Here is an 18,863-nt window from a genome sequence, read left to right as displayed (position 1 = left end):
CGCCTCCAGTGTAAAGGAACTATTCAAATTGTAAATGGCTGTTTTCAGTTGACCAAAATTGGCGTTTTTCGCCTGACCCGGAATGGCGATTATCGCCTGACGCTAACATCCCTGGTATCTCTGGAGATAAATACCCAACACATAGAATGAAAAGGATCAAAATGACTCATATAAACAGAAATGGCTAAAAGAACTTGAAGATAGTACTTCATTGTTATAACTCCTTTCGAGCGAATCATGAAGAAGGTGAGGACACGGAATTAGCATCTTCTTCGGCCTGCTTTATATATCCGTGGTCGGAAGAAAACACAAAAAACCGCGCACAACAACCGTACCCCCTCCGACGACGGGGCTATACGGTTATTGTGCGCGGTGCATATCACTCAACCATTTGATAGCAACTCAACGCTTTGTGTTATAAACTCTCAAAATTTAAAAATTAGCAATCAACAAGTAAATTCATTAAACACAAATATCAAATACAAAAACTCTCATGTGGGCTACAAGGCCACCTTTATGCTACCTCAAATTACGGTAGTATGTGTGAACGGAGTGTAAATTTAACCGTTTCGCAAATTTTCTAAAAACAATTAAGGGTGGAAAGATACCTTCCCACCCTTAATTTAATGACATTGGCGCCGCAGCGGTCTTTTTTTATTGCAGCAGTCTGCCCAGAGGCCCCCGCTTCAGCTCCACCGCTTTCTGGGGGCAGAGCTCATGACAGCAGTAGCAGCGGATGCAGGAGCTGGGGTGGACTCTGGCTTTGCCGTTTTCCATGGTGATGGCCTTGCCTGGGCAGGATTTCTGACAGATGCCGCAGCCCACGCAGCGGTTGGGCCGGATGCGGGGCGTCTGGGACAGGAGCGCCTTGCACAGCTTTTTGGCTGGGGCGGCCAGGGGGCCCAGGAACTCCATCAGATCCCGCCGCACATTGGCGGGGAACCGGTAGTCCGGGATGCGCAGCTGCTCCCAGCTGCCTCCCACCAGCTCCACCTCCTCCGCCCGGTTGGGGGTCAGGCCCCGGCGCTGGGCGGCCAGCAGCAGCGGATTGGACTCCCGGGGCAGCCCCATGAGCTCCGCCGCCGCTACGTCCAGAGCCAGGGGATTTTCCGACACCAGCAGCAGACCCACCCGCCGGGGGGTGCCGGAGGCGCCGGGTCCCTCCCCCTCCATGGCCAGAACCCCGTCCATGATGGACAGCCGGGGGGAGAGGAAGTCCGTCAGATCCAGCACCACGTCGGCGAAATCCGTCCGGTCCGGATGGCTGCCGTGAAAGCCCACCTTGGACAGGCCGGGGATGATGCCGAAATTGTTTTTCACCGCTCCGGTCATGCCCATCAGCACGTGGGTTTTCATCTTACACAGGTCCAGCACCCCATCGGCCTCCGCCGCCGGAGCGATTACCTCCGCCTGGCGGAGGGCTTTTCCCCGGGGCAGGGACACCAGCCGGGTGGATGCGTCACAGCACACCTCCGCCCCCGATTGGGCGGCGGCCTGGGCCATGCCTGTTTTCTCGTACAGGTGCCGGAGGGTGGACTCCTTCTGCAGAGCGCCGCCGGGGCTGTCGGCGATCACCGCCCGCCCGCCCGCCTGGGCGACCAGTTTGGCCACCGCCGCCACCACTGCCGGGTGGGTGCAGATTGCCGACTCCGGCGGGGCGGGGCGGAGCAGATTGGCCTTCAGCAGGATCCGCTCCCCCGGCCTGACAAAGCGGCCCATCCCGCCCATCTGCTCCAGGACGGCCCCCAGGGCCGTTTCCACCTGGTCATAGTCGGGGCAGGGGACCACATAGACCCGATTTCCCTCCATGGCTCAGTCCATGGACTTGGGTCCGAAGCCGTGGGGCAGCAGCTCCTTCAGCGACAGCTTCACAAAGCTGTGGTCCTTCCGGGCTACCAGCACGGTGAGGTCGGGCGCGAATTCATACAGCATCTGCCGGCAGGCGCCGCAGGGCCAGCAGGGCTCGGTGGAGTTGCCCACCACGGCGATACGGGTGAGATCGTCCCGGTGTCCCTCGCTCACCGCCTTCACCAGGGCGGTGCGCTCGGCGCAGATGGTGGAGCCGTAGGCGGAGTTTTCCACATTACAGCCGGTAAAGATGGTGCCGTCGGCACACTCCAGCGCCGCCCCCACGGGGAAGTGGGAGTAGGGTACATAGGAGCGCTCCAGCATGGTAAAGGCCAGTTCCACCAATTCCTGATCGGTCATATTGGCCGCCTCCTTCCATAAAAAAGTGGTACAACGGATTGGAAATCCATTGTACCACAGGGTTGAGTTTTCTGCAACGGGAGCCGTTACCAGGTTGTGCCCAGGTTGGGGCGCACATCCAGGTCGATGATCTCCCGGGCGTCGTAGAACTGCTCGTACCACTTCAGGGCCTTGCCGTTGCGCAGAGTGGTGCCGTCGGGGTGGAGCCGGTCGCAGATGACGGCGGAGATGTCGTCCTTGATATAGGAGAAGGAGTTGATGCCCACGCTGGCGAAGATCCGGAAGCCCTGGCTCTGAAGATACTGGAATACCGGGCCGGTGGTGTGCCAGTCGTCCCCGTCGGGGCGGCCGCCGTGGGGATAGAACAGAATATTGGTGGGACCCACCAGGCTGCCCACCTCCTCGGCCCAGCGGACGGTGTCCCGCTGAATGGACTCCAGGGGCCGGCTGTCCAGCCGGATGTGGCCCCAGGTGTGGGAACCGAAGGTCCAGCCGGTCTCCTTCAGCCGCTCAATGATGGGCTTTACCGCCTCGATCTCCGCCTGGCGCTTGGCGTCGAAGGCGGGGCGGGCGGGGTCGTCGGCGGCGATGTCGATATCGTTCTGGGTGCGGTAGCCGAAGATGCCCTCATACCCGGTGAGGGAGTAAATGGCCTTGGCGCCGTTGAGGGAGAAGTCGGGGTGCTCCAGCACGAAGTTGTCCAGAATGGGGGTGGCGTCCAGGTCTTGGGTCAGGGAGACCTCCCCGGTGAAGGGGTCCTTTGTCTCAGCCCAGATTTGTCCGTCCTCTCCCAGCACCAGCTTGGAGGTAAAACCCTCCTCCAGCATGTACTGGTAGTAGTTCACGTCGTCAAAGGAGATCACCAGGGGCTTTTTCCCCTCCGGGAGCATCAGGGTATTGCGCTGCATCCGGGTGACGCCGTTTTCATCGGTGACCTCGCTCCACACGTCGCCCATGTTCACCAGAATATAGCCCTTGTCGTACACGCTCTGCAGGATCTTCTTGAACTCGTCGGCGGTCACCATCCAGTCGTCCAGGCCCTTCTGCCGGTCGGCGGGGATGGCGCTGGAGAAGGTGTACTCAGGATAGGCGATGACGGGATGGAAGAACAGATGCTCCACCACCTGGTCGGGGCCCCAGGCCTGGGTGAGCTGGTCCTCGCTCCAGTAATTGCGCACCGCATCATAGGGATCGGGGGTAGGCGTGGGCTCCGGCGTGGGAGTGGCCTCCGCGGCGGGGGTGTTGTTGGGCCCGACTGTGTCGGAGCCTTTTCCGCAGGCGGCCAGGGGGAGCATCAGAGCGGCCGCCAGAGCCAGCGCGGCCGTGCGCCGAAACATACCATTCATAGGGATCGAACCTCCTGTTTCTTTCTAGGCACCATCTTACGACACAGTACGGGAAAAGCAACTACAATTCGATGACAAATCCTTAAGATTTTATGTCGCCCGGGGCGGGGACCCGGTGGACCAGCAGCATGGACACGCCGCCGGTGACCGCCCCGGTAACCAGAGAGCAGAACAGCAGGGGGGGCAGGTAGACCAGCGGGGCCCGACCGCCCAGCACCACCATAGCGGCCAGGATCTGCCCGGTGTTGTGGGCGGCGGCCCCGGCGATGGACACGCCGAAGAGGGACAGGCAGCTGAGCCGCAGCAGCAGGGCCATCACGGCCAGGGCCAGCAGCCCGCCGGACAGGGAAAAGGCCAGGGCGGTCAGGTTCCCCCCCAGCAGGGACCCCAGCAGGCACCGGGCCAACAGGATCAGCAGGGCATCCCGGCCGGACAGGCGGCACAGGGCGTATACCGTCACCAGATTGGCCAGGCCCAGCCGCAGGCCGGGGAGGGGAAAGAGCACCGTCAGGGGCACCAATCCCTCCGCCACCGAGAGGGCCAGGGCCAGGGCGGTGAGCACCGCGCAGCGGGTCAGCCGCCGCAGGGATGTGGACAAGAGGCTTCACCTCCGGGTTGTTAGGAAAAATTTGGCCGAAACGGGGAACTTTCAGCCGGTTACGGCGTCTATTCCCTCAGAGGTTTCCCCCTCCAGAGCAATCACCAGCCGGTTGGGCAGGCAGATGAGCTGCTGTCCCGCCCGGCTGGCCCAGCCGGTGTGGACGCAGTCCTGGCCGGGGCAGCTGCTTTCCACGATGCGGATGCGGCCGTGCTCGGCCTGAATGGTCAGGGGATAGGGGGCGTCGTCTACCTCCAGAGTTACCGGTTCAGTCAGGGTGGTCAGATTGTACTGTGCGATGGTTTCACCATCTAAGACGACGCGGGCCGACAAAAAGTTTCCGCTTTCCTGCCGGAGAAAAAAGAGAAGGGCCACGGCGGCCCCCACCACCAGAACCGCCACCAGCAGATCCCAGGGGGTGGGCCGCCGCCGGTCAGCGGCGGATAATCTGGCAGTCATAGCCCAGCTCCTCTCCGGTAAAGGTAAACCCGGCCTCCAGTCCCTCGGTGACCAGCAGCTGGTTTTCCCCGGTGCACAGCACCAGCTCAAAGTCGTCCCGGCTCCGCCAGAACTCCAGGGCCTCCTCCGGCCCGGCCACAAACAGGGCGGTGGAGAGAGCGTCGGCCAGCAGATGGTCGGCGGAGATCACCGTCACCGATTTCAGGCCGGAGTCCGCGGGATAGCCGGTTTCGGGGTCGATGATGTGGTGGTAGCGCACGCCGTTTTCCTCAAAATAGCGCTCATAGCCTCCGGAGGTGGAGGCGGTCTGGTCCTCCAGAGAGAGGATGCACAGGTACTGGCTGTCGTTCTCCGGGTCGGCCACCCCCACCCGCCAGGCTGTGCCGTCGGTTTTGGGGCCGATGGCGGTGATGTTGCGGCCCAGGTCCAGCAGGGCGGAGGTGATCCCCGCCTCCCGCAGGGCCTCCTCCGCTTTGGCGGCGGCGTAGCCCTTGGCTACCGCGCCCAGGTCCACCGCCATGCCCGCCCGCTCCAGCCGGGCGGTGCCCGCGGCTTCGTCCACCGACAGCCCCTCGCTGCCCACCAGAGCCATGGCGGCGGACAGGGTCTCGCTGTCGGGCACGTGCCGGTTCTCCCCGGTAAAGCCCCAGGCGTCCATCACCGGGGCGATGGTGATGTCAAAATCGCCGGGCAGCAGCTGGGAGATGGATTTGGAAAAAGCCAGCAGGCGGGCTGTGTCCGTATCCAGGGCCACGTCCGTGCCGTCTCCGGCGTGGGCGTTGAGCTGGGAGATCAGGCTGTCCGCTTTGGTGCGGGAGAGCTGGCTGTCCAGCGCCTCCACCTCCCGCCGGGCGGCGGCGGCGGCCTCCGCCGCTCCGCTGCCGTAGGCATGGATGGACATGACGGTGTCCATACTGAAAAATTGTTCTTCGGCCTCCTGGGCGCCGCAGCCGGGCAAAAGGAAAAAAAGAGGCGCCAGGAGGAAAGAAATCAAGCGTTTCATGGCATACTCCTATATAGTAGTAAGGCTGGGACAGGCAGACGACATTTTATCACATTTTTTGTAGATTGGAAAGAGGAAAGGGAATCTTGACTTGCAATATGGCTCGAATTCTGGTAAACTATACGAGATTGATGATTTCGCAGGCGCCAGTGCTCCAGGAGACGGACCGAAGGCGCCGCGCACAGGAGATGGATGCATGAATAAGAAAGAACAGCAGGCGCAGCGGGCGAAGCAGGAGGACGTGGTCCTGAACAAGGTCCTCTGGTGGATTGTGGGTTCCGTCATTCTGGAAGCGCTGCTGCTTTTGCTCAATCGGGTATACGTCAACTACACCGCCTCCGAAATTGAGTTTGCCTACTCGCTCCGGGGTGTATTCAAGGTGCTGGCCATTGTGCTGCCCATTTGCTTTGTGGTACTGGCCGCCCTCTGGCTGGCCGCCAGAAAGTCAGGGAAGCTGGTGAAGCTCACCGGCGTGCTGGCCCTTATTGCCCTGATTTTGGCGGTGTGCGCCGTAATAGTCCGGATTTTTGACGTCAGCGGGGTTAAGTTCCTCTACATCGCGGTGCCCGTGGTGGCGGTGCTGGCCCTGATCTACTACCTCTATCAGCGGGAATTCTTTGTTTCCGCCGTGTTCTGCGCCCTGGGCCTGCTGGGAATCAAGCTGCTGCCCCGGGTGAGAGGTGCCTCTCTGGTGGGCTATGCCTATGCCGTGGCGCTGGCGGTGCTTCTGGTGGCGGCGGTGGTGCTGTTCCGGATGATGCAGAAGAGCCAGGGCAAGCTGACCGTGAAGGGCGCGCCCGTACAGGTGTTCCCCAAGGGGGCCAACTACGCCCTGCTGTATGTGACCTGCGCTCTGGTGGCGGTGGTGGCCATTGCCGCTGTGATGATGGGCGCTCTGACCCTGCTGTACGGGGTGCTGGTGGCCTGGCTGCTGATCCTGGCCGTCTACTATACCGTGCGCCTCATGTGACAAAGCAAAAAATCCCCGGAGCCTGGCTCCGGGGATTTTTTTGATTCTTACAGATTGGGCAGGGCGGCGAGCAGACCGTCCACGTCGGCCTGGGTGGTGTGGAAGCAGGTGACAAAGCGGATTACGGTATGGCTCTCGTCGTAGGGGCACCACACCTCGCAGTCGCACACCTCGTCCACCTTGGGCTTGACCTGGTTGGGGATCACGGCGAACACCTGGTTGGTGGGGGACTCCACCCACAGCGTCCAGCCCTTGGCCTTCAGCCCGTTCTGGAGCCGGGCGGCCATCTCGTTGCCCTGGCGGGCCATCTTGAAGTAGAGGTCGTCCTCAAAGAGGGTGAGGAAGGTGACGCCCTGGATCCAGCCCTTCTCCATCACCGCCCCCATCCGCTTTTTCATGCGGAAGAAGCCGTCGGTGAGCTCGGGGCGGGTGATCACCAGGGCCTCGCCGAACATAGCGCCGTTTTTGGTGCCGCCGATGTAGAAGGCGTCCACCAGATGAGCGAACTCCGGCAGAGTCAGGTCGTTGGCGTCGGAGGTGAGGGCGGCCCCCAGCCGGGCGCCGTCCGCAAAGAGGAGCAGGCCGTTTTTATGGCAGAACTCCGACAGGGCGGTGAGCTCCGCCTTGGTGTACACCGCGCCGTTTTCGGTGGAGTTGGAGATGTACACCAGCCCCGGCTTGGTCAGGTGGGGGTCCTGGTGGAGCTCCAGCAGAGGGGGCAGCATGTCGGGGGTGATCTTGCCCTCCGGGGTGGCGGGCACGGTGAGGATCTTGTGGCCGGTGGCCTCAAAGGCCCCCACCTCATGGCCGTTGAGGTGGCCGGAGTCGGGGCAGATGGCGGCCTCCCAGGGCTTGAGCAGGAAGGAGCAGGCCACCACGTTGGTCTGGGTGCCTCCGATGAGGAACTCCACCATGGCGTCGGGACAGCCGCACACCTCCCGGATGCGGTCTTTGGCCCGGGCGGTGTACTGGTCGTCGCCGTAGCCCCAGTTGCCCTCCAGATTGACGGCGCACACTGCGTCCATCACTTTGGGGTGGGCGCCGAAGGAGTAGTCGTTGCGGAACAGATACTTCATGGTTGTAACCTCCCGATAACATAGAGCGGGCGGCCAGGGGCCGCCCGCTATTTGGTGTGGTTAGAATTTAAAGGAGTCCTTCAGGCTTACCGACCGGTTGAACACCAGATGGTCGGGAGCGGAGTCCCTGTTGTCCACGCAGAAATAGCCCTGCCGCAGGAACTGGAAGGAGGCGGGGGCCTTCGCGCCGGCCAGACCGGCCTCCACCTTGGCGCCGGAGAGCACCTCCAGGGAGCCGGGATTCAGGCAGTCCAGGAAGTTCTTGTCGCCGGCGTCGGGCTCGGCGTCGGAGAAGAGGTTGTCGTAGAGGCGGATCTCCGCGTCCACGGCGGTGGCGGCGTCCACCCAGTGGATGGTGGCACCCTTGATCTTCCGGCCGTCGGCGGGGTCGCCGCCCTTGCTGTCCGGGTCGTAGGTGGCGGTGATCTTGGTCACATTGCCGTTCCCGTCGGTCTCGCAGCCGGTACACTTGATCACATAGGCCCCCTTCAGGCGGCACTCCGGGCCGTCGGGATAGAGCCGCTTGTACTTGGGCACCGGGGCGGGCAGGAAGTCGTCGGCCTCGATATACAGCTCCCGGGAGAAGGTGACCTGACGGCTGCCGTCCTCCGGGCGGTTGGGGTTATTCTCCACGGTGAAGCTCTCGCTCTGCCCCTCGGGGTAGTTGGTGATCTCCAGCTTCACCGGGCGAAGCACCGCCATCCGGCGCTGGGCGGTTTCGTTCAGGTCCTCCCGCAGGCAGTGCTCCAGGAAGGCGTACTCCACCGTGGAGGCCGCCTTGCTGACGCCGTTGCGCTCGGAGAAGTTGCGGATGGCCCGGGGGGTGTAGCCCCGCCGGCGCAGACCGCACAGGGTGGGCATCCGGGGGTCGTCCCAGCCGGACACCCGGCCCTCCTCCACCAGCTGACGCAGTTTACGCTTACTCATGACGGTGTAGTTGATGCCCAGCCGGGCAAACTCGATTTGCCGGGGCTTGGCGGGCACGGGGCAGTTCTGGATCACCCAGTCGTACAGGGGCCGGTGGTCCTCAAACTCCAGGGAGCACAGGGAGTGGGTGATCCCCTCCAGGGCGTCCTCGATGGGGTGGGCAAAGTCGTACATGGGGTAGATGCACCACTTGTCCCCCTGGCGGTGATGGTGCATGTGGTTGATGCGGTAGATCACCGGGTCCCGCATGTTGAAGTTGCCGCTGGTCAGGTCGATCTTGGCCCGCAGGGTGTACTTGCCGTTGGGGAACTCGCCCGCCCGCATCCGGGCGAACAGGTCCAGGGACTCCTCCACCGGCCGGTCCCGCCAGGGGGAACGGGCGGGGGTATTCACGTCGCCGCGGTACTCCCTGAACTCCTCCGGGGTGAGCTCGCACACATAGGCCAGCCCCTTCTTGATGAGCTCCACAGCGTACTCGTACATCTGCTCAAAATAATCCGAGGCAAAGTAGAACCGGTCGCCCCAGTCGTAGCCCAGCCAGTGGATGTCCTCCTGGATGGCCTCCACGTACTCCACATCCTCCTTGGTGGGGTTGGTGTCGTCCATGCGGAGGTTGCACAGCCCGCCGTACTTTTCCGCCGTGCCGAAGTCCACGAAAATCGCCTTGGCATGGCCGATGTGCAGGTAGCCGTTGGGCTCCGGAGGAAACCGGGTGTGGACGGTCATGCCTTGGAACTGACCACCCTGGGCGATGTCCTCATCAATAAAATCATGGATAAAGTTCTGCGTCATGGTGGGCTTCAGTTCTTCTGGCATTTGATTCACTCCTTCTATCTTGATACGAACTAATATTGTACCCCCAACGGCGGCAAAATGCAAGAGCGGACCCGGCGAAGGGGCGGGTAAAAAATTTTTTATAATGGTATTGACATATTAGAATATTTGAATATAATAATATTAGAAATTGCGGATGGAGGTGAGCCACAGTGGAGCTGGAATCCTGTTACGGCCAGAAGGCGGAGCTGCTCAAGGCCCTGTCTCATCCTTTGCGGCTGCGGATTGTCCGGGGACTGCTGCTCAACGGCTGCCGCAATGTGGGCTGCATGGAGGCCAATACCGGACAGTCCCAGTCCTGCATCTCCCAGCACCTCATGCGGCTGAAGGCTGTGGGGGTGGTACGGGCGGCCCGGTCGGGCAACGAGGTCTACTATGAGGTGGCCGACCCGGCGGCGGCGGCGGTGGTTTCGGCGCTGTTCGGGGACAGGGAGGAGGAGTATCAGTGTACGATATCGCGGTGATCGGCGGCGGCCCGGCTGGGCTGTCGGCGGCGGCACAGGGGCGGGCCAGAGGCCGGTCGGTGCTGGTGGTCAGCGGAGACATCCGGGATAATCCCCTCTACAAGACCGAGCGCATCGACAACTACCTGGGCTTTTATAACGTTACCGGCGCCCGGCTGCTGGACCAGTTCCGGTACCACGCCCGGCGGATGGGTGTGGAGGAGAAAGAGGGCCGGGTCTTGAATATCATGCCCATGAGCGGCACATTCTACCTGAGTATCGGCAGCGATATGGAGCAGGCCCGGGCGGTGGTGCTGGCCACCGGAGTGGTCCGCTCCGCCAAGTACCCCGGGGAGGAGGCCCATCTGGGCGCGGGGGTGAGCTACTGCGCCACCTGCGACGGGATGCTCTACCGGGGCAAGGAGATCGCGGTGGTGGGCCTGACGGCCGGCGCCCCGGCGGAGGCCAACTGGCTGCGGGAGATCGGCTGCAAGGTCACCTATGTGGGCCCCGGCCAGCCTGACGGCCTGCGGCCGGACATTTTGACGGTAAAGGCGGGCAAGGTGGAGATCCTGGGGGAACAGAAGGTGGAGGGCCTACGGGCGGGCAGCGCCGTCATCCCCTGCGAGGGCGTGTTCATTCTCCGCTCCTCCATGGCCCCCACAGACCTGCTCCCCGGACTGGAGCTGGAGGGCAATTATCTTAAGGTGGACCGGAATATGGCCACCAACATACCCGGCGTGTTTGCCGCCGGGGACTGCACCGGACTTCCTCTTCAGGTCTCCAAGGCCGTGGGGGAGGGCCAGGTGGCGGGCCACCGGGCGGCGGAATATCTGGAGCATTTGGACCAACAGGTATAAGGTATATAAAGAAAGGACGATTTGATTATGGCGATCATTCATTTGACCAAGGACGGATTTGACAAGGCCACGGCCAGCGGTATCTCCATGGTGGACTTCTGGGCCTCCTGGTGCGGCCCCTGCAAGATGCTGGCTCCCGTGATGGAGGAGCTGGCGGACAAGTATGAGGGCAAGGCCCTGGTGGGTAAGGTGAACGTGGACGACGCGCCCGACCTGGCCATGCGCTTTGGCGTCATGAGCATTCCCACCGTGGTGTTCCTCAAGGACGGCAAGGAGTTTGACCGGAAGGTGGGGGTTATGCCTCCCGCCACCTACACCGCCGTGCTGGACGCCAACCTGTAACAACCCGTTTCCCCTCCGTCCGCTGAAATTTCAGCGGACGGAGGGGCTTTTCCATATTCCGCATTGTAAAATTCAGCCATAGCGTGTAAAATAGTGACACAGAAGAAGGGCGCAAGCCCTGAGATTGGATGGAGGAACGAGACGATGCGCATTTTGGTGGTAGAGGACGAGCAGGACCTGAACCTCCTGATCCGGAAGGTGCTGACAAAGGCGGGCTATACGGTGGATGGCTGCTGGGACGGGGAGGAGGCCCAGCTCCATATGCTGGGGGCGGAGTACGACGCGGTGATCCTGGACGTGATGATGCCCAAGAAGGACGGGTACACGGTCATTCAGGAGATGCGGGAGCAGGGCAGCGACGTGCCGGTGCTCTTCCTGACCGCCCGTGACAGCATTGCCGACCGGGTGAAGGGCCTGGACCTGGGGGCGGACGACTACTTAATCAAACCCTTTGACTTTGATGAACTGCTGGCCCGCATCCGGGCCATGACCCGCAAGCATGTGGGGCAGCGGAAGAATCAGTTTGTGGTGGGGGATCTGGTGCTGGATGTGGAGCAGCACCGGGTAACCCGGGGGGGCGTGGAGCTCACCCTGCTGCCCAAGGAGTTCTCCATTCTGGAGCATCTGATGCGCAATAAGAATAAGGTAGTCTCTCGGGAGCAGCTGGAGAACCGGATCTGGAACTATGAGTACTCCGGCAGCTCCAACAATGTGGACGGCTATATGAGCCGCCTGCGGAAAAAGGTGGACGGCGAGCACAGCCAGAAGCTGATCTATACCATTAAGGGCCTGGGCTGGACCATCCGGGAGGCCAAGGAGGAAGGGGAGACCACGTGAGGAATGTAACGATCAAGGTGCGCATCACCGTCTGGTATCTGCTCCTGATGACCATGATGGCCGGGCTGCTGCTGGCCTTTCTGCTGCTCATCAGCGGCACCGTCACCACCCAGACGGCTATGGAGCAGCTCTCCCAGACTGTCCGTGCCAATCTGCACCAGGTGGAGATGGTGGACGGCTCCCTGCAGCTGGGGGAGGACTTCAGCTTTTATGAGGATGGAGTCTACAGCCTGATCTACAGCCAGAGCGAGGCCCTGCTGGCCGGCCAGGTGCCGGTGAACTTCAGCACCGAGGAGCCCTTTGAAAACGGCCTGACCCGGGTGGTGGAGGTGGCGGGCGACCTGTACTACGTGCTGGACTTCTGGATTCCCATGGGCTGGGAAAACGGAGTGTGGATCCGGGGGATTCTGGAGGTGCCCCGCAGCTCCGCGGCGCTGACCAATCTGCTCCGCGCCGCCATGATCACCCTGCCCATTTTCATTCTGCTGGCTGCCGTGGGGGGCTACCTGATCGCCCGCCGGGCCTTCCGCCCCCTGGAGCAGATCACCAGCACCGCGGCCGCCATCAGCGAGGCCTCCGACCTGTCGGCCCGGGTGGAGATCCCCCCGGGAAAAAATGAGTTTGTCCGCCTGGCCAAGACCTTCAATCAGATGTTTGAGCGGCTGGAGCGCTCCTTTGAGGCGGAGACCCAGTTCACCGCCGACGCCTCCCATGAGCTGCGCACCCCCGTATCTGTAATCAAAAGCGCCTGTGAATACGCGGAGAAATATGAGGAGACCTCGGAGGAGCATCTGGAGACCATCTCCATGATCCACCGGCAGGCGGACAAGATGTCCCGGCTCATCGGCCAGCTGCTGAGCATCACCCGCCTGGACCAGGGCACCGATATGGCCTGCCAGGAAAAGGTGGACCTGTCCGCCCTGGTGGAGGAGCTGTGCGCCGAGCAGACCTATCCCAAGGACCGGCTGCTCTGCCGGTGCGAACCGGGGATCCTGGCCCGGGTGGATACGGCCCTGATCACCCGCCTCACCCAGAACCTGATCGACAACGGCTTTAAATATGGAAAGCCGGACGGCCACGTGTGGGTGGAGCTGCGCCGGACGGCGGAGGAGATCCAGCTCAGCGTCAAGGACGACGGCATCGGCATCGACCGGGAGCAGCAGGAGAAGGTGTGGCAGCGGTTTTATCAGGTGGACCCCTCCCGCAGCGAGCGGGGGGGAGCCGGGCTGGGGCTGTCCATGGTGCGGAAGATCGCCCAGGCCCACGGCGGAACCATGACGCTGGAGAGCATTTCCGGCCTGGGCAGCACCTTCACCCTCCACCTTCCGCTGGAGGGAATGGAGCCGAAAGAAAAAATTTGAAAAATGAATTCCATTTCATGTTTATTTCATGTTGGACTGGTAGGATATAGCCAACGAGAAGAAAGGAGGCATTTCAAATGAAACGAAATGCAATTTACGGCCTGTGTGCCGCCGCGATGCTGATGGCCGGTCTGTCCGGCTGCGGGCAGCAGGGCAGCCAGGCGGAATATATCGGAATCGACGCAGCCAAGGCCATCGCGCTGGAGAGCGCCGGAGTATCGGAGGCCAACGCCTCCTTCTCCACCGCCGGACTGGATAAGCAGAACGGGATGGACTTCTACGCCGTGGACTTTACCGCCAACGGCCAGTCCTATGAGTACGACATCGACGCCGTTACCGGCGTGGTGATCAGCAGCGTCACCCCCCAGTCCGGGAATGAGCAGGTGACGGCCGGGGTGGAGACCTCTGCCACCCCCGTGCCTCAGGCCACCCCCGCCGCCACGCCGGCGGCCAGCACCCCCAACACCGCGAACACGGGCGCCACGAACACCGGTACCCAGCAGAACACCACCACCCAGCAGAATAACAACACCCAGACCACCGCCGGCATCACCGAGAGCCGGGCCAAGGAGATCGCCCTGGCTGACGCGGGCCTGTCCTCCAGCCAGGTGACCTTCATCAAGAGCAAGCTGGACTGGGACGACGGCCGCCAGGTGTACGATGTGGAGTTCTACACCAGCGACTACAAGGAGTACGACTACGAGATCGACGCCTCTACCGGGAAGATCGTCTCCTATGACTACGACGCTGAGAGCTACACCCCGCCCGCCACCTCCAGCGGTACCGCCATCACTGCCGACCAGGCCAAGCAGATCGCCCTGGCGGAGGTACCTGGCGCCACCACCAGCGACATCTATGAATTTAAACTGGACCGGGATGACGGCCGGTTGGAGTATGAAGGCAGCATTTATTATGGCGGTATGGAGTATGAGTTTACCATTGACGGCTACAGCGGCGCCATCCGTGAGTGGGAAGTAGAACGGTGGGGCTACTGATTTAATAGATAATAAACCCAAATTACCCAGCAACAATTTGAATAGGAGGAAAGAACAATGAAGGTAAAAAACACACTTGTGAAGCGGATAGGCGCTCTGGTGCTCTGTGGAACCCTGACGGCTGGTATGTTTCTGATGAGCGCCAGCGCGGTGAATACCAATGTGACCGCCCAACTCTCCCCCAACATCAACGTGGTGGTGGACGGGGCCACCCGCACCTTTTACAACGCCGGGGGAAGCGAGGTACACCCCATTGTCTATAACGGCACCACCTATCTGCCCCTGCGGGCCATCGGCGAGCTGATGGGCAAGAATGTGAACTGGGATCAGAGCAGCATGACTGCCTCTCTCAGCGGCACCCGTACCAACGGCGGCGTGGCCGGCACGCCTGACAACACCACTGTGGCCCAGAATGTGGCCGCGGTGGTCTCCACCGATATCACCGTAACGGTGGACGGCGTGGTCCGCGCTTTCACAAACGAGAATGGCTCCACCGTTTATCCCCTGGTCTATAATGGCTCCATCTATCTGCCCCTGAGGGCCATCGGCAACCTGATGGGCAAGACTGTGAGCTGGGACGGCACTACCAGCACCGCTACCCTGAGCGGCAGCGGCGGCGGGCTTGTGATCACCGACGCCGACAGCTTCGGAAACGGCAGCAATACTGGTAACACTGGCAATACTGGTAACACTGGTAACACTGGTAATACTGGCAATACTGGTAATACTGGTAACACTGGTAATACTGGCAATACTGGCAACACCGGCTTCGGCCAGACCACCACAGGCCTGATCACCGCCGACCAGGCCAAGAGCAAGGCTCTGGCCCATGCCGGTCTGAGTTCCAATCAGGTCAGCTTTGTACGCGCCTATCTGGAGTGGGATGACGGCCGTCAGGTGTATGATGTAGAGTTTTACACCAGCGACTATAAGGAGTACGACTACGAAATTGACGCTAGGACTGGCGCAATCCTCAGCTTTGACTATGACGCCGATTATTACACTCCCCCCGCCAACCAGACCGGCACCACCATTACCCGGGATAAGGCCATCAGCATCGCCCTGTCCTATGTGTCCGGCGCTACCCAGTCCAACGTCCGCTCCTGCAAGCTGGACCGGGACGACGGCCGGATGGAGTATGAGGTGGAGATCGTTTACGGCACCATGGAGTATGACTTTGAGATTGACGCCTACACCGGCACCGTAATCTCCCGGGATGTAGATTCCATCTACGACTGATATCCAATTATAAGGAGGAGCATCCGCTGTGAATAAGGGTCAGAAATGGTTTAAGCTCTATGCCGAGCAGCCCAAGGCCTCCAATCTGTCCATCGCGGGAGGGGCGGTGAAGCTGCTGTCCTACTTCCTGATGGCGGCCGCCCTGCTCTTTACCCTGGCGGTGGTTCTGGCTGGATTCCGCATCGCCATGGCCGGCGGCATTGGGACTGCGTTTATCTTCCTCATGGACGAACTGGAGGACCAGATTTTTGGGGCCTTCCTTCTCTGGGGCATGGTGGCGGCCTGCCGCTATGTGTCCAGCGTCCTCCAGGAGAAGGCCGACCTGCTGGCCCTGGGAGACCGGCAGCCGGAACTGGTTGAGATCGTGCCGGAGGCGGAGCAGGATACCACAACAGGCTGAAAACAGAACACGGGGAGCGACCGAAAGGGTCGCTCCCCGTGTTTTTGTTTGTGATGGCGTTAATGGGACCGGCCGGAGAGCATGGCGTTGCGCTCGGCCTGGGTGCAGTGGTAGTCTCCGTCTCCGCTGCGGCGGTAGGAGCCCCGGACCAGGTCCCCGCCAATGTACACCGGCAGCTGATCCCGCTCCGCCATGGGCACGAAGATGGCCACAATATCCCCGCCGTCCACGTGGAGGATCTGGATGTCCTCCTCCTTCAGCAGGTTGACGCTCACCACCTTGGGGTCGGAGAGCAGCGCGCAGAACTGCTCCACCAGCTCCTGGGGATCCAGCAGGCCCTGGACCCGGAGGGAGTGGTCGGGCAGCTCCTCCACCCCCAGCAGGATCACCCCGCCGTAGGTGTTGGCAAAAGCGGAATAGGTCTCCCAAATGCTGTGGGGCAGCCCGCCGGTGGCCAGCTTGGCCTCCAGCCGGTTGTTTTCCCGGTAGTGGGTGATCTGGCTGATATCAAACATATATAGCCCCCTAAATTCCTGCAATCCGTTGGTATATAAGGGATTACAGGATATTCATTTTTCAAGGTACTGCAAATTTGTCCATTATTTGTCCTTCATCGGCCTAAAAATGGTGGTCACTTGGCCTTTGCCTGTAGAAGATCGGCCACCGCTTCACTTGCCCTTGCCTGGGCCTCCTGGAAGGTGTGGGCGTATAGGTCAAGGGTGGTGCTGGTATTACTGTGCCCCAGCATAGCGGAGACGGTACGCACGTCTGCACCGCCTGTAATAAGCAGGGAGGCGTTAAGGTGTCTGAATACATGGATACCTAAGCACCGCTGGCCTGTGCGCTTACAATGCCGGGATAGCCATTCCCTGGGGCTGCTAGTGGCTACTGCTTTACCCTCATCACTGGTAAATACCCTATCTCCTGCACCCCATTGCTGGCCCAATATTAGGCGCTGCTGGGCTTGCTCTGCTTTCCAGGATCGCAACAAGGATATTACCTCCAGGGGCATTTTAACGGTTCTCTGGCTCCCCACGGTCTTAGTGGTATCGGTATACACACCCTTGCTTTTTGTGTAATTGGATGTACGCCTAATACTGATGGTTTGGCCCTCCAGGTCAATGTCCGGCCATTCAAGGCCCAATAGCTCACCCCGCCTAAAGCCCCCATAAATGGCAAGGGTAAAAAATACTCTCCAGACCGTGGGAGCGCCTTGCAAGCTGTCAAGTAGCTGCTGGGCCTCCTGTATGGTGTATACCTCCTTTTCCTTGTGCTTGGATGCTGGGAGGGTCACACGGCTGCATGGATTAGAGGAGATCACGCCTATTTTGGCGGCATAGGTGAGGACTATGGAGATAAACGCCATATACCCCCGGATAGTGCTGGGGGCCAGCCCCCCGCCTGTAGTCTTGTTAATGCCCTCCTCCTGTAGGTTGTTAATTAGGGACTGGATATGCAGGGCTGTCAGCTTATCTAACCGGATATGGCCTATGCCCTGGTATACCCTAGCCGCTCTACGGCGCATAGAATCCAGGGTATTAGCCCGTAGGGTATGCTCTCCAACCTCCTTAAACCACCTCTCGGCAAAATCTTCAAGCTTGACGGCCCCGCTGATCGTCAACTCCTGGGTCTCTAGGACAACCTTGCGGCGCTCTAGCTCACGCTTTATCTGTGCCGGGGTCATGCCTGGGGCCGGTCTCCATGTCTCTGACCGGACAATCTGCTTTCCCCGGCTATCATAACCACAGGAGGCCCGTATCTGATAGGATACGCCCTTTTTGCCCTCCCGCTTTCTGACCGTTGCCAATACTTTCGCCCCCTTTTAACTGTGCATTTTTTCGTGGTTAATCCTTATCCAACCCCTGGGCATACTCCAGCAGGGCGGCATAGTCCGAGAAATCAAGGGTCGTGTCCTCATATACAACGGTATAGCCGCCGCTCTTTCTGTTCTTGCGGATGGTGGCCCCATACTTATACAGTTTTTTTCGGATCCGCTGCTCCAGGGTGTGGAGGGGGACACCTTCTGTCCGCTCCTGTACCGCTTGGGCCTCCTGGGGCCTCTTGTCCCGCTCCATCGCCTCTGCAATGGCTCTCCCTATAAAGGCGTTTACGCTCTCGCCCCTGGCCTCTGCATGGGTCTTGATAATGTCCTTTTGGCCTTTGGGGACTGTGAGGTTAATGCGGTCATAGTTGTTAGCCATATACTTATTGACCGCCCGCTGCTGTGCCTTTGATGCTGGCATTTTATCGCTCCTTCCTGGGTGCCCTAAAATGGGCACACCTTCTCCAGTATAACGTTATTATACCAAATATATATATCTGTGTATATAGCTATTTTGCATATATCTGAGTAGATATATTTATGGCTTTTAACCATTGATATATCTGCGCAGATATATTATAATACATAATGTCGAGAGGGACAAGTCAAGGTGGATACCAAGAACACAAGGTAAGACCGGCAAGGGATACGGGAGATTGAGACGCACTTAGAATAACGCTACGCCGTAATGCCCCCGGCGCTTGTCCAATAGTTTCCCCTAAAGTGGGGAGGAAGGGCGGTACAGTATGAGCACCCACGAACTGGAAAGCAAGATCAGGGAGTTGCGCCAGCTCCAGGCGTTGATTGAGGAGGCCACGGCTGAGGCTGAGGCCATCAAGGACACGATCAAGGCCGCTATGGGCGACGCTGAGGAACTGCGGGCCGGGGAGTATAAGATCACCTGGAAGGCCGTCAATGCCTCCCGTATTGACACCACAGCCCTCCGCAAGGCCCTGCCGGATGTGGCCGAGCGATTCACCCGGATCACCACCACCCGCCGCTTTTGTGTGGCGTGACAAAAGGGCCAAAAGGGCCAAAAGCCTGTATATGGACAAAAAACGCCGCCTCACCTGTGAGGGCAGGCAAGGCGGCAGAAGGGGGGGTACAGGGTATGAGGTATCAAAATGGGTACTGGTATTACCG

21 protein-coding genes are annotated in these 18,863 nt (G+C 60.5%); 10 read left to right on the top strand and 11 right to left on the bottom strand.

The annotated features are described in order from the left end of the window. Positions 1-654 precede the first annotated feature (654 nt). From B5F88_RS14970 to B5F88_RS14945, 6 genes are all read right to left on the bottom strand, one after another. Positions 655-1,809: a DUF362 domain-containing protein gene (locus B5F88_RS14970; protein ID WP_087347762.1), complete on the bottom strand. Its 1,155-nt coding sequence runs from the start codon at positions 1,807-1,809 to the stop codon at positions 655-657. A gap of 3 nt (positions 1,810-1,812) precedes the next feature. Beyond that, positions 1,813-2,208: a cytidine deaminase gene (cdd, locus tag B5F88_RS14965; RefSeq protein WP_087347759.1), complete on the bottom strand. Its 396-nt coding sequence runs from the start codon at positions 2,206-2,208 to the stop codon at positions 1,813-1,815. A gap of 86 nt (positions 2,209-2,294) precedes the next feature. Continuing rightward, positions 2,295-3,554, bottom strand: a complete 1,260-nt coding sequence (locus B5F88_RS14960) for a polysaccharide deacetylase family protein (RefSeq protein WP_087347756.1) — start codon at positions 3,552-3,554, stop codon at positions 2,295-2,297. An 82-nt stretch (positions 3,555-3,636) separates the two neighbouring features. Then, positions 3,637-4,152: a Gx transporter family protein gene (locus B5F88_RS14955; RefSeq protein ID WP_087347751.1), complete on the bottom strand. Its 516-nt coding sequence runs from the start codon at positions 4,150-4,152 to the stop codon at positions 3,637-3,639. Positions 4,153-4,203: 51 nt separating this feature from the next. After that, positions 4,204-4,611, bottom strand: a complete 408-nt coding sequence (locus B5F88_RS14950) for a NusG domain II-containing protein (RefSeq protein ID WP_087347748.1) — start codon at positions 4,609-4,611, stop codon at positions 4,204-4,206. Next, positions 4,586-5,614 carry an FAD:protein FMN transferase gene (locus B5F88_RS14945; protein ID WP_087347745.1) on the bottom strand — a complete coding sequence of 343 codons (1,029 nt, stop codon included), beginning with the start codon at positions 5,612-5,614 and terminating at the stop codon, positions 4,586-4,588. The genes B5F88_RS14950 and B5F88_RS14945 overlap by 26 nt, the downstream gene beginning before the upstream one ends. 196 nt (positions 5,615-5,810) lie before the next feature. Here B5F88_RS14945 and B5F88_RS14940 point away from each other — a divergent pair, with 196 nt between their 5' ends. Next, on the top strand, positions 5,811-6,584 hold the full coding sequence (locus tag B5F88_RS14940) for a hypothetical protein (RefSeq protein WP_087347742.1): 774 nt from the start codon (positions 5,811-5,813) through the stop codon (positions 6,582-6,584). Positions 6,585-6,631: 47 nt separating this feature from the next. On the opposite strand, the gene B5F88_RS14935 is transcribed toward B5F88_RS14940, so the two are convergent. Next, on the bottom strand, positions 6,632-7,660 hold the full coding sequence (locus tag B5F88_RS14935; protein WP_087347739.1) for an aminotransferase class I/II-fold pyridoxal phosphate-dependent enzyme: 1,029 nt from the start codon (positions 7,658-7,660) through the stop codon (positions 6,632-6,634). Positions 7,661-7,720: 60 nt separating this feature from the next. After that, the gene (locus B5F88_RS14930; protein WP_087347737.1) at positions 7,721-9,403 is read right to left on the bottom strand and encodes a glutamine--tRNA ligase/YqeY domain fusion protein; all 1,683 of its coding nucleotides are present in this window, start codon (positions 9,401-9,403) and stop codon (positions 7,721-7,723) included. A 170-nt stretch (positions 9,404-9,573) separates the two neighbouring features. On the opposite strand from B5F88_RS14930, the gene B5F88_RS14925 reads away from it, so the two are divergent. The 8 genes from B5F88_RS14925 to B5F88_RS14885 all read left to right on the top strand — a co-directional run bounded on the left by B5F88_RS14925 (position 9,574) and on the right by B5F88_RS14885 (position 15,898). Next, the gene (locus tag B5F88_RS14925; protein WP_087347734.1) at positions 9,574-9,885 is read left to right on the top strand and encodes a metalloregulator ArsR/SmtB family transcription factor; all 312 of its coding nucleotides are present in this window, start codon (positions 9,574-9,576) and stop codon (positions 9,883-9,885) included. After that, a complete protein-coding gene (locus B5F88_RS14920) occupies positions 9,867-10,724 on the top strand; it encodes an NAD(P)/FAD-dependent oxidoreductase (RefSeq protein WP_087347732.1) in 858 nt (285 codons plus the stop codon). Before B5F88_RS14925 ends, B5F88_RS14920 begins: the two co-directional genes overlap by 19 nt. Before the next feature lie 27 nt (positions 10,725-10,751). Beyond that, the gene (gene trxA / locus B5F88_RS14915) at positions 10,752-11,066 is read left to right on the top strand and encodes a thioredoxin (RefSeq protein ID WP_087347730.1); all 315 of its coding nucleotides are present in this window, start codon (positions 10,752-10,754) and stop codon (positions 11,064-11,066) included. Positions 11,067-11,210: 144 nt separating this feature from the next. After that, positions 11,211-11,903, top strand: coding sequence for a response regulator transcription factor (locus B5F88_RS14910; protein ID WP_087347728.1), 693 nt, complete (start codon positions 11,211-11,213; stop codon positions 11,901-11,903). Next, entirely contained in the window at positions 11,900-13,264 is a 1,365-nt protein-coding gene (locus tag B5F88_RS14905; RefSeq protein WP_087347726.1) for a HAMP domain-containing sensor histidine kinase, read from the top strand. Before B5F88_RS14910 ends, B5F88_RS14905 begins: the two co-directional genes overlap by 4 nt. A 77-nt stretch (positions 13,265-13,341) precedes the next feature. After that, complete coding sequence (locus tag B5F88_RS14900) at positions 13,342-14,259, top strand: PepSY domain-containing protein (RefSeq protein WP_087347725.1); 918 nt, start codon at positions 13,342-13,344, stop codon at positions 14,257-14,259. Positions 14,260-14,316: 57 nt separating this feature from the next. Continuing rightward, positions 14,317-15,498, top strand: coding sequence for a PepSY domain-containing protein (locus B5F88_RS21120; protein WP_204246252.1), 1,182 nt, complete (start codon positions 14,317-14,319; stop codon positions 15,496-15,498). 28 nt (positions 15,499-15,526) lie between these two features. Then, positions 15,527-15,898, top strand: coding sequence for a hypothetical protein (locus B5F88_RS14885; RefSeq protein ID WP_087347723.1), 372 nt, complete (start codon positions 15,527-15,529; stop codon positions 15,896-15,898). Positions 15,899-15,957: 59 nt separating this feature from the next. Here the strand turns inward: B5F88_RS14885 and B5F88_RS14880 are convergent, their stop codons facing one another. The 3 genes from B5F88_RS14880 to B5F88_RS21970 form a co-directional block, all read right to left on the bottom strand. Further along, positions 15,958-16,413 carry an ATP-binding protein gene (locus tag B5F88_RS14880; protein WP_087347721.1) on the bottom strand — a complete coding sequence of 152 codons (456 nt, stop codon included), beginning with the start codon at positions 16,411-16,413 and terminating at the stop codon, positions 15,958-15,960. 116 nt (positions 16,414-16,529) lie between these two features. Further along, positions 16,530-17,705 (bottom strand): site-specific integrase, encoded by a 1,176-nt coding sequence (locus B5F88_RS14875; protein ID WP_087347719.1) that lies wholly within the window; start codon positions 17,703-17,705, stop codon positions 16,530-16,532. A 37-nt stretch (positions 17,706-17,742) separates the two neighbouring features. Next, positions 17,743-18,141: a hypothetical protein gene (locus tag B5F88_RS21970; RefSeq protein ID WP_343286473.1), complete on the bottom strand. Its 399-nt coding sequence runs from the start codon at positions 18,139-18,141 to the stop codon at positions 17,743-17,745. A 325-nt stretch (positions 18,142-18,466) separates the two neighbouring features. Between B5F88_RS21970 and B5F88_RS14865 the strand changes: the two genes are divergently transcribed. Further along, complete coding sequence (locus B5F88_RS14865; protein ID WP_087347716.1) at positions 18,467-18,736, top strand: hypothetical protein; 270 nt, start codon at positions 18,467-18,469, stop codon at positions 18,734-18,736. Positions 18,737-18,863: the final 127 nt, after the last annotated feature.

The sequence above is a fragment of the Flavonifractor sp. An306 genome, from assembly GCF_002159455.1.
Classification (GTDB): Bacteria; Bacillota; Clostridia; order Oscillospirales; family Oscillospiraceae; genus Flavonifractor.
Note: the sequence above shows the minus strand (reverse complement) of the source record. Positions and strands in the feature narration are given on the sequence as shown.

Bases quoted from the DNA above. Each gene is read 5' to 3' on its own strand.
- B5F88_RS14940 (WP_087347742.1), top strand. From the start codon at position 5,811: ATGAATAAGAAAGAACAGCAGGCGCAGCGGGCGAAGCAGGAGGACGTG.
- B5F88_RS14970 (WP_087347762.1), bottom strand. From the start codon at position 1,809: ATGGAGGGAAATCGGGTCTATGTGGTCCCCTGCCCCGACTATGACCAG.
- B5F88_RS14880 (WP_087347721.1), bottom strand. From the start codon at position 16,413: ATGTTTGATATCAGCCAGATCACCCACTACCGGGAAAACAACCGGCTG.
- B5F88_RS14865 (WP_087347716.1), top strand. From the start codon at position 18,467: ATGAGCACCCACGAACTGGAAAGCAAGATCAGGGAGTTGCGCCAGCTC.
- B5F88_RS14935 (WP_087347739.1), bottom strand. From the start codon at position 7,660: ATGAAGTATCTGTTCCGCAACGACTACTCCTTCGGCGCCCACCCCAAA.
- B5F88_RS14950 (WP_087347748.1), bottom strand. From the start codon at position 4,611: ATGACTGCCAGATTATCCGCCGCTGACCGGCGGCGGCCCACCCCCTGG.
- B5F88_RS21120 (WP_204246252.1), top strand. From the start codon at position 14,317: ATGAAGGTAAAAAACACACTTGTGAAGCGGATAGGCGCTCTGGTGCTC.
- B5F88_RS14900 (WP_087347725.1), top strand. From the start codon at position 13,342: ATGAAACGAAATGCAATTTACGGCCTGTGTGCCGCCGCGATGCTGATG.
- B5F88_RS14930 (WP_087347737.1), bottom strand. From the start codon at position 9,403: ATGCCAGAAGAACTGAAGCCCACCATGACGCAGAACTTTATCCATGAT.
- B5F88_RS21970 (WP_343286473.1), bottom strand. From the start codon at position 18,141: ATGCCAGCATCAAAGGCACAGCAGCGGGCGGTCAATAAGTATATGGCT.
- trxA (WP_087347730.1), top strand. From the start codon at position 10,752: ATGGCGATCATTCATTTGACCAAGGACGGATTTGACAAGGCCACGGCC.
- B5F88_RS14910 (WP_087347728.1), top strand. From the start codon at position 11,211: ATGCGCATTTTGGTGGTAGAGGACGAGCAGGACCTGAACCTCCTGATC.
- cdd (WP_087347759.1), bottom strand. From the start codon at position 2,208: ATGACCGATCAGGAATTGGTGGAACTGGCCTTTACCATGCTGGAGCGC.
- B5F88_RS14960 (WP_087347756.1), bottom strand. From the start codon at position 3,554: ATGAATGGTATGTTTCGGCGCACGGCCGCGCTGGCTCTGGCGGCCGCT.
- B5F88_RS14945 (WP_087347745.1), bottom strand. From the start codon at position 5,614: ATGAAACGCTTGATTTCTTTCCTCCTGGCGCCTCTTTTTTTCCTTTTG.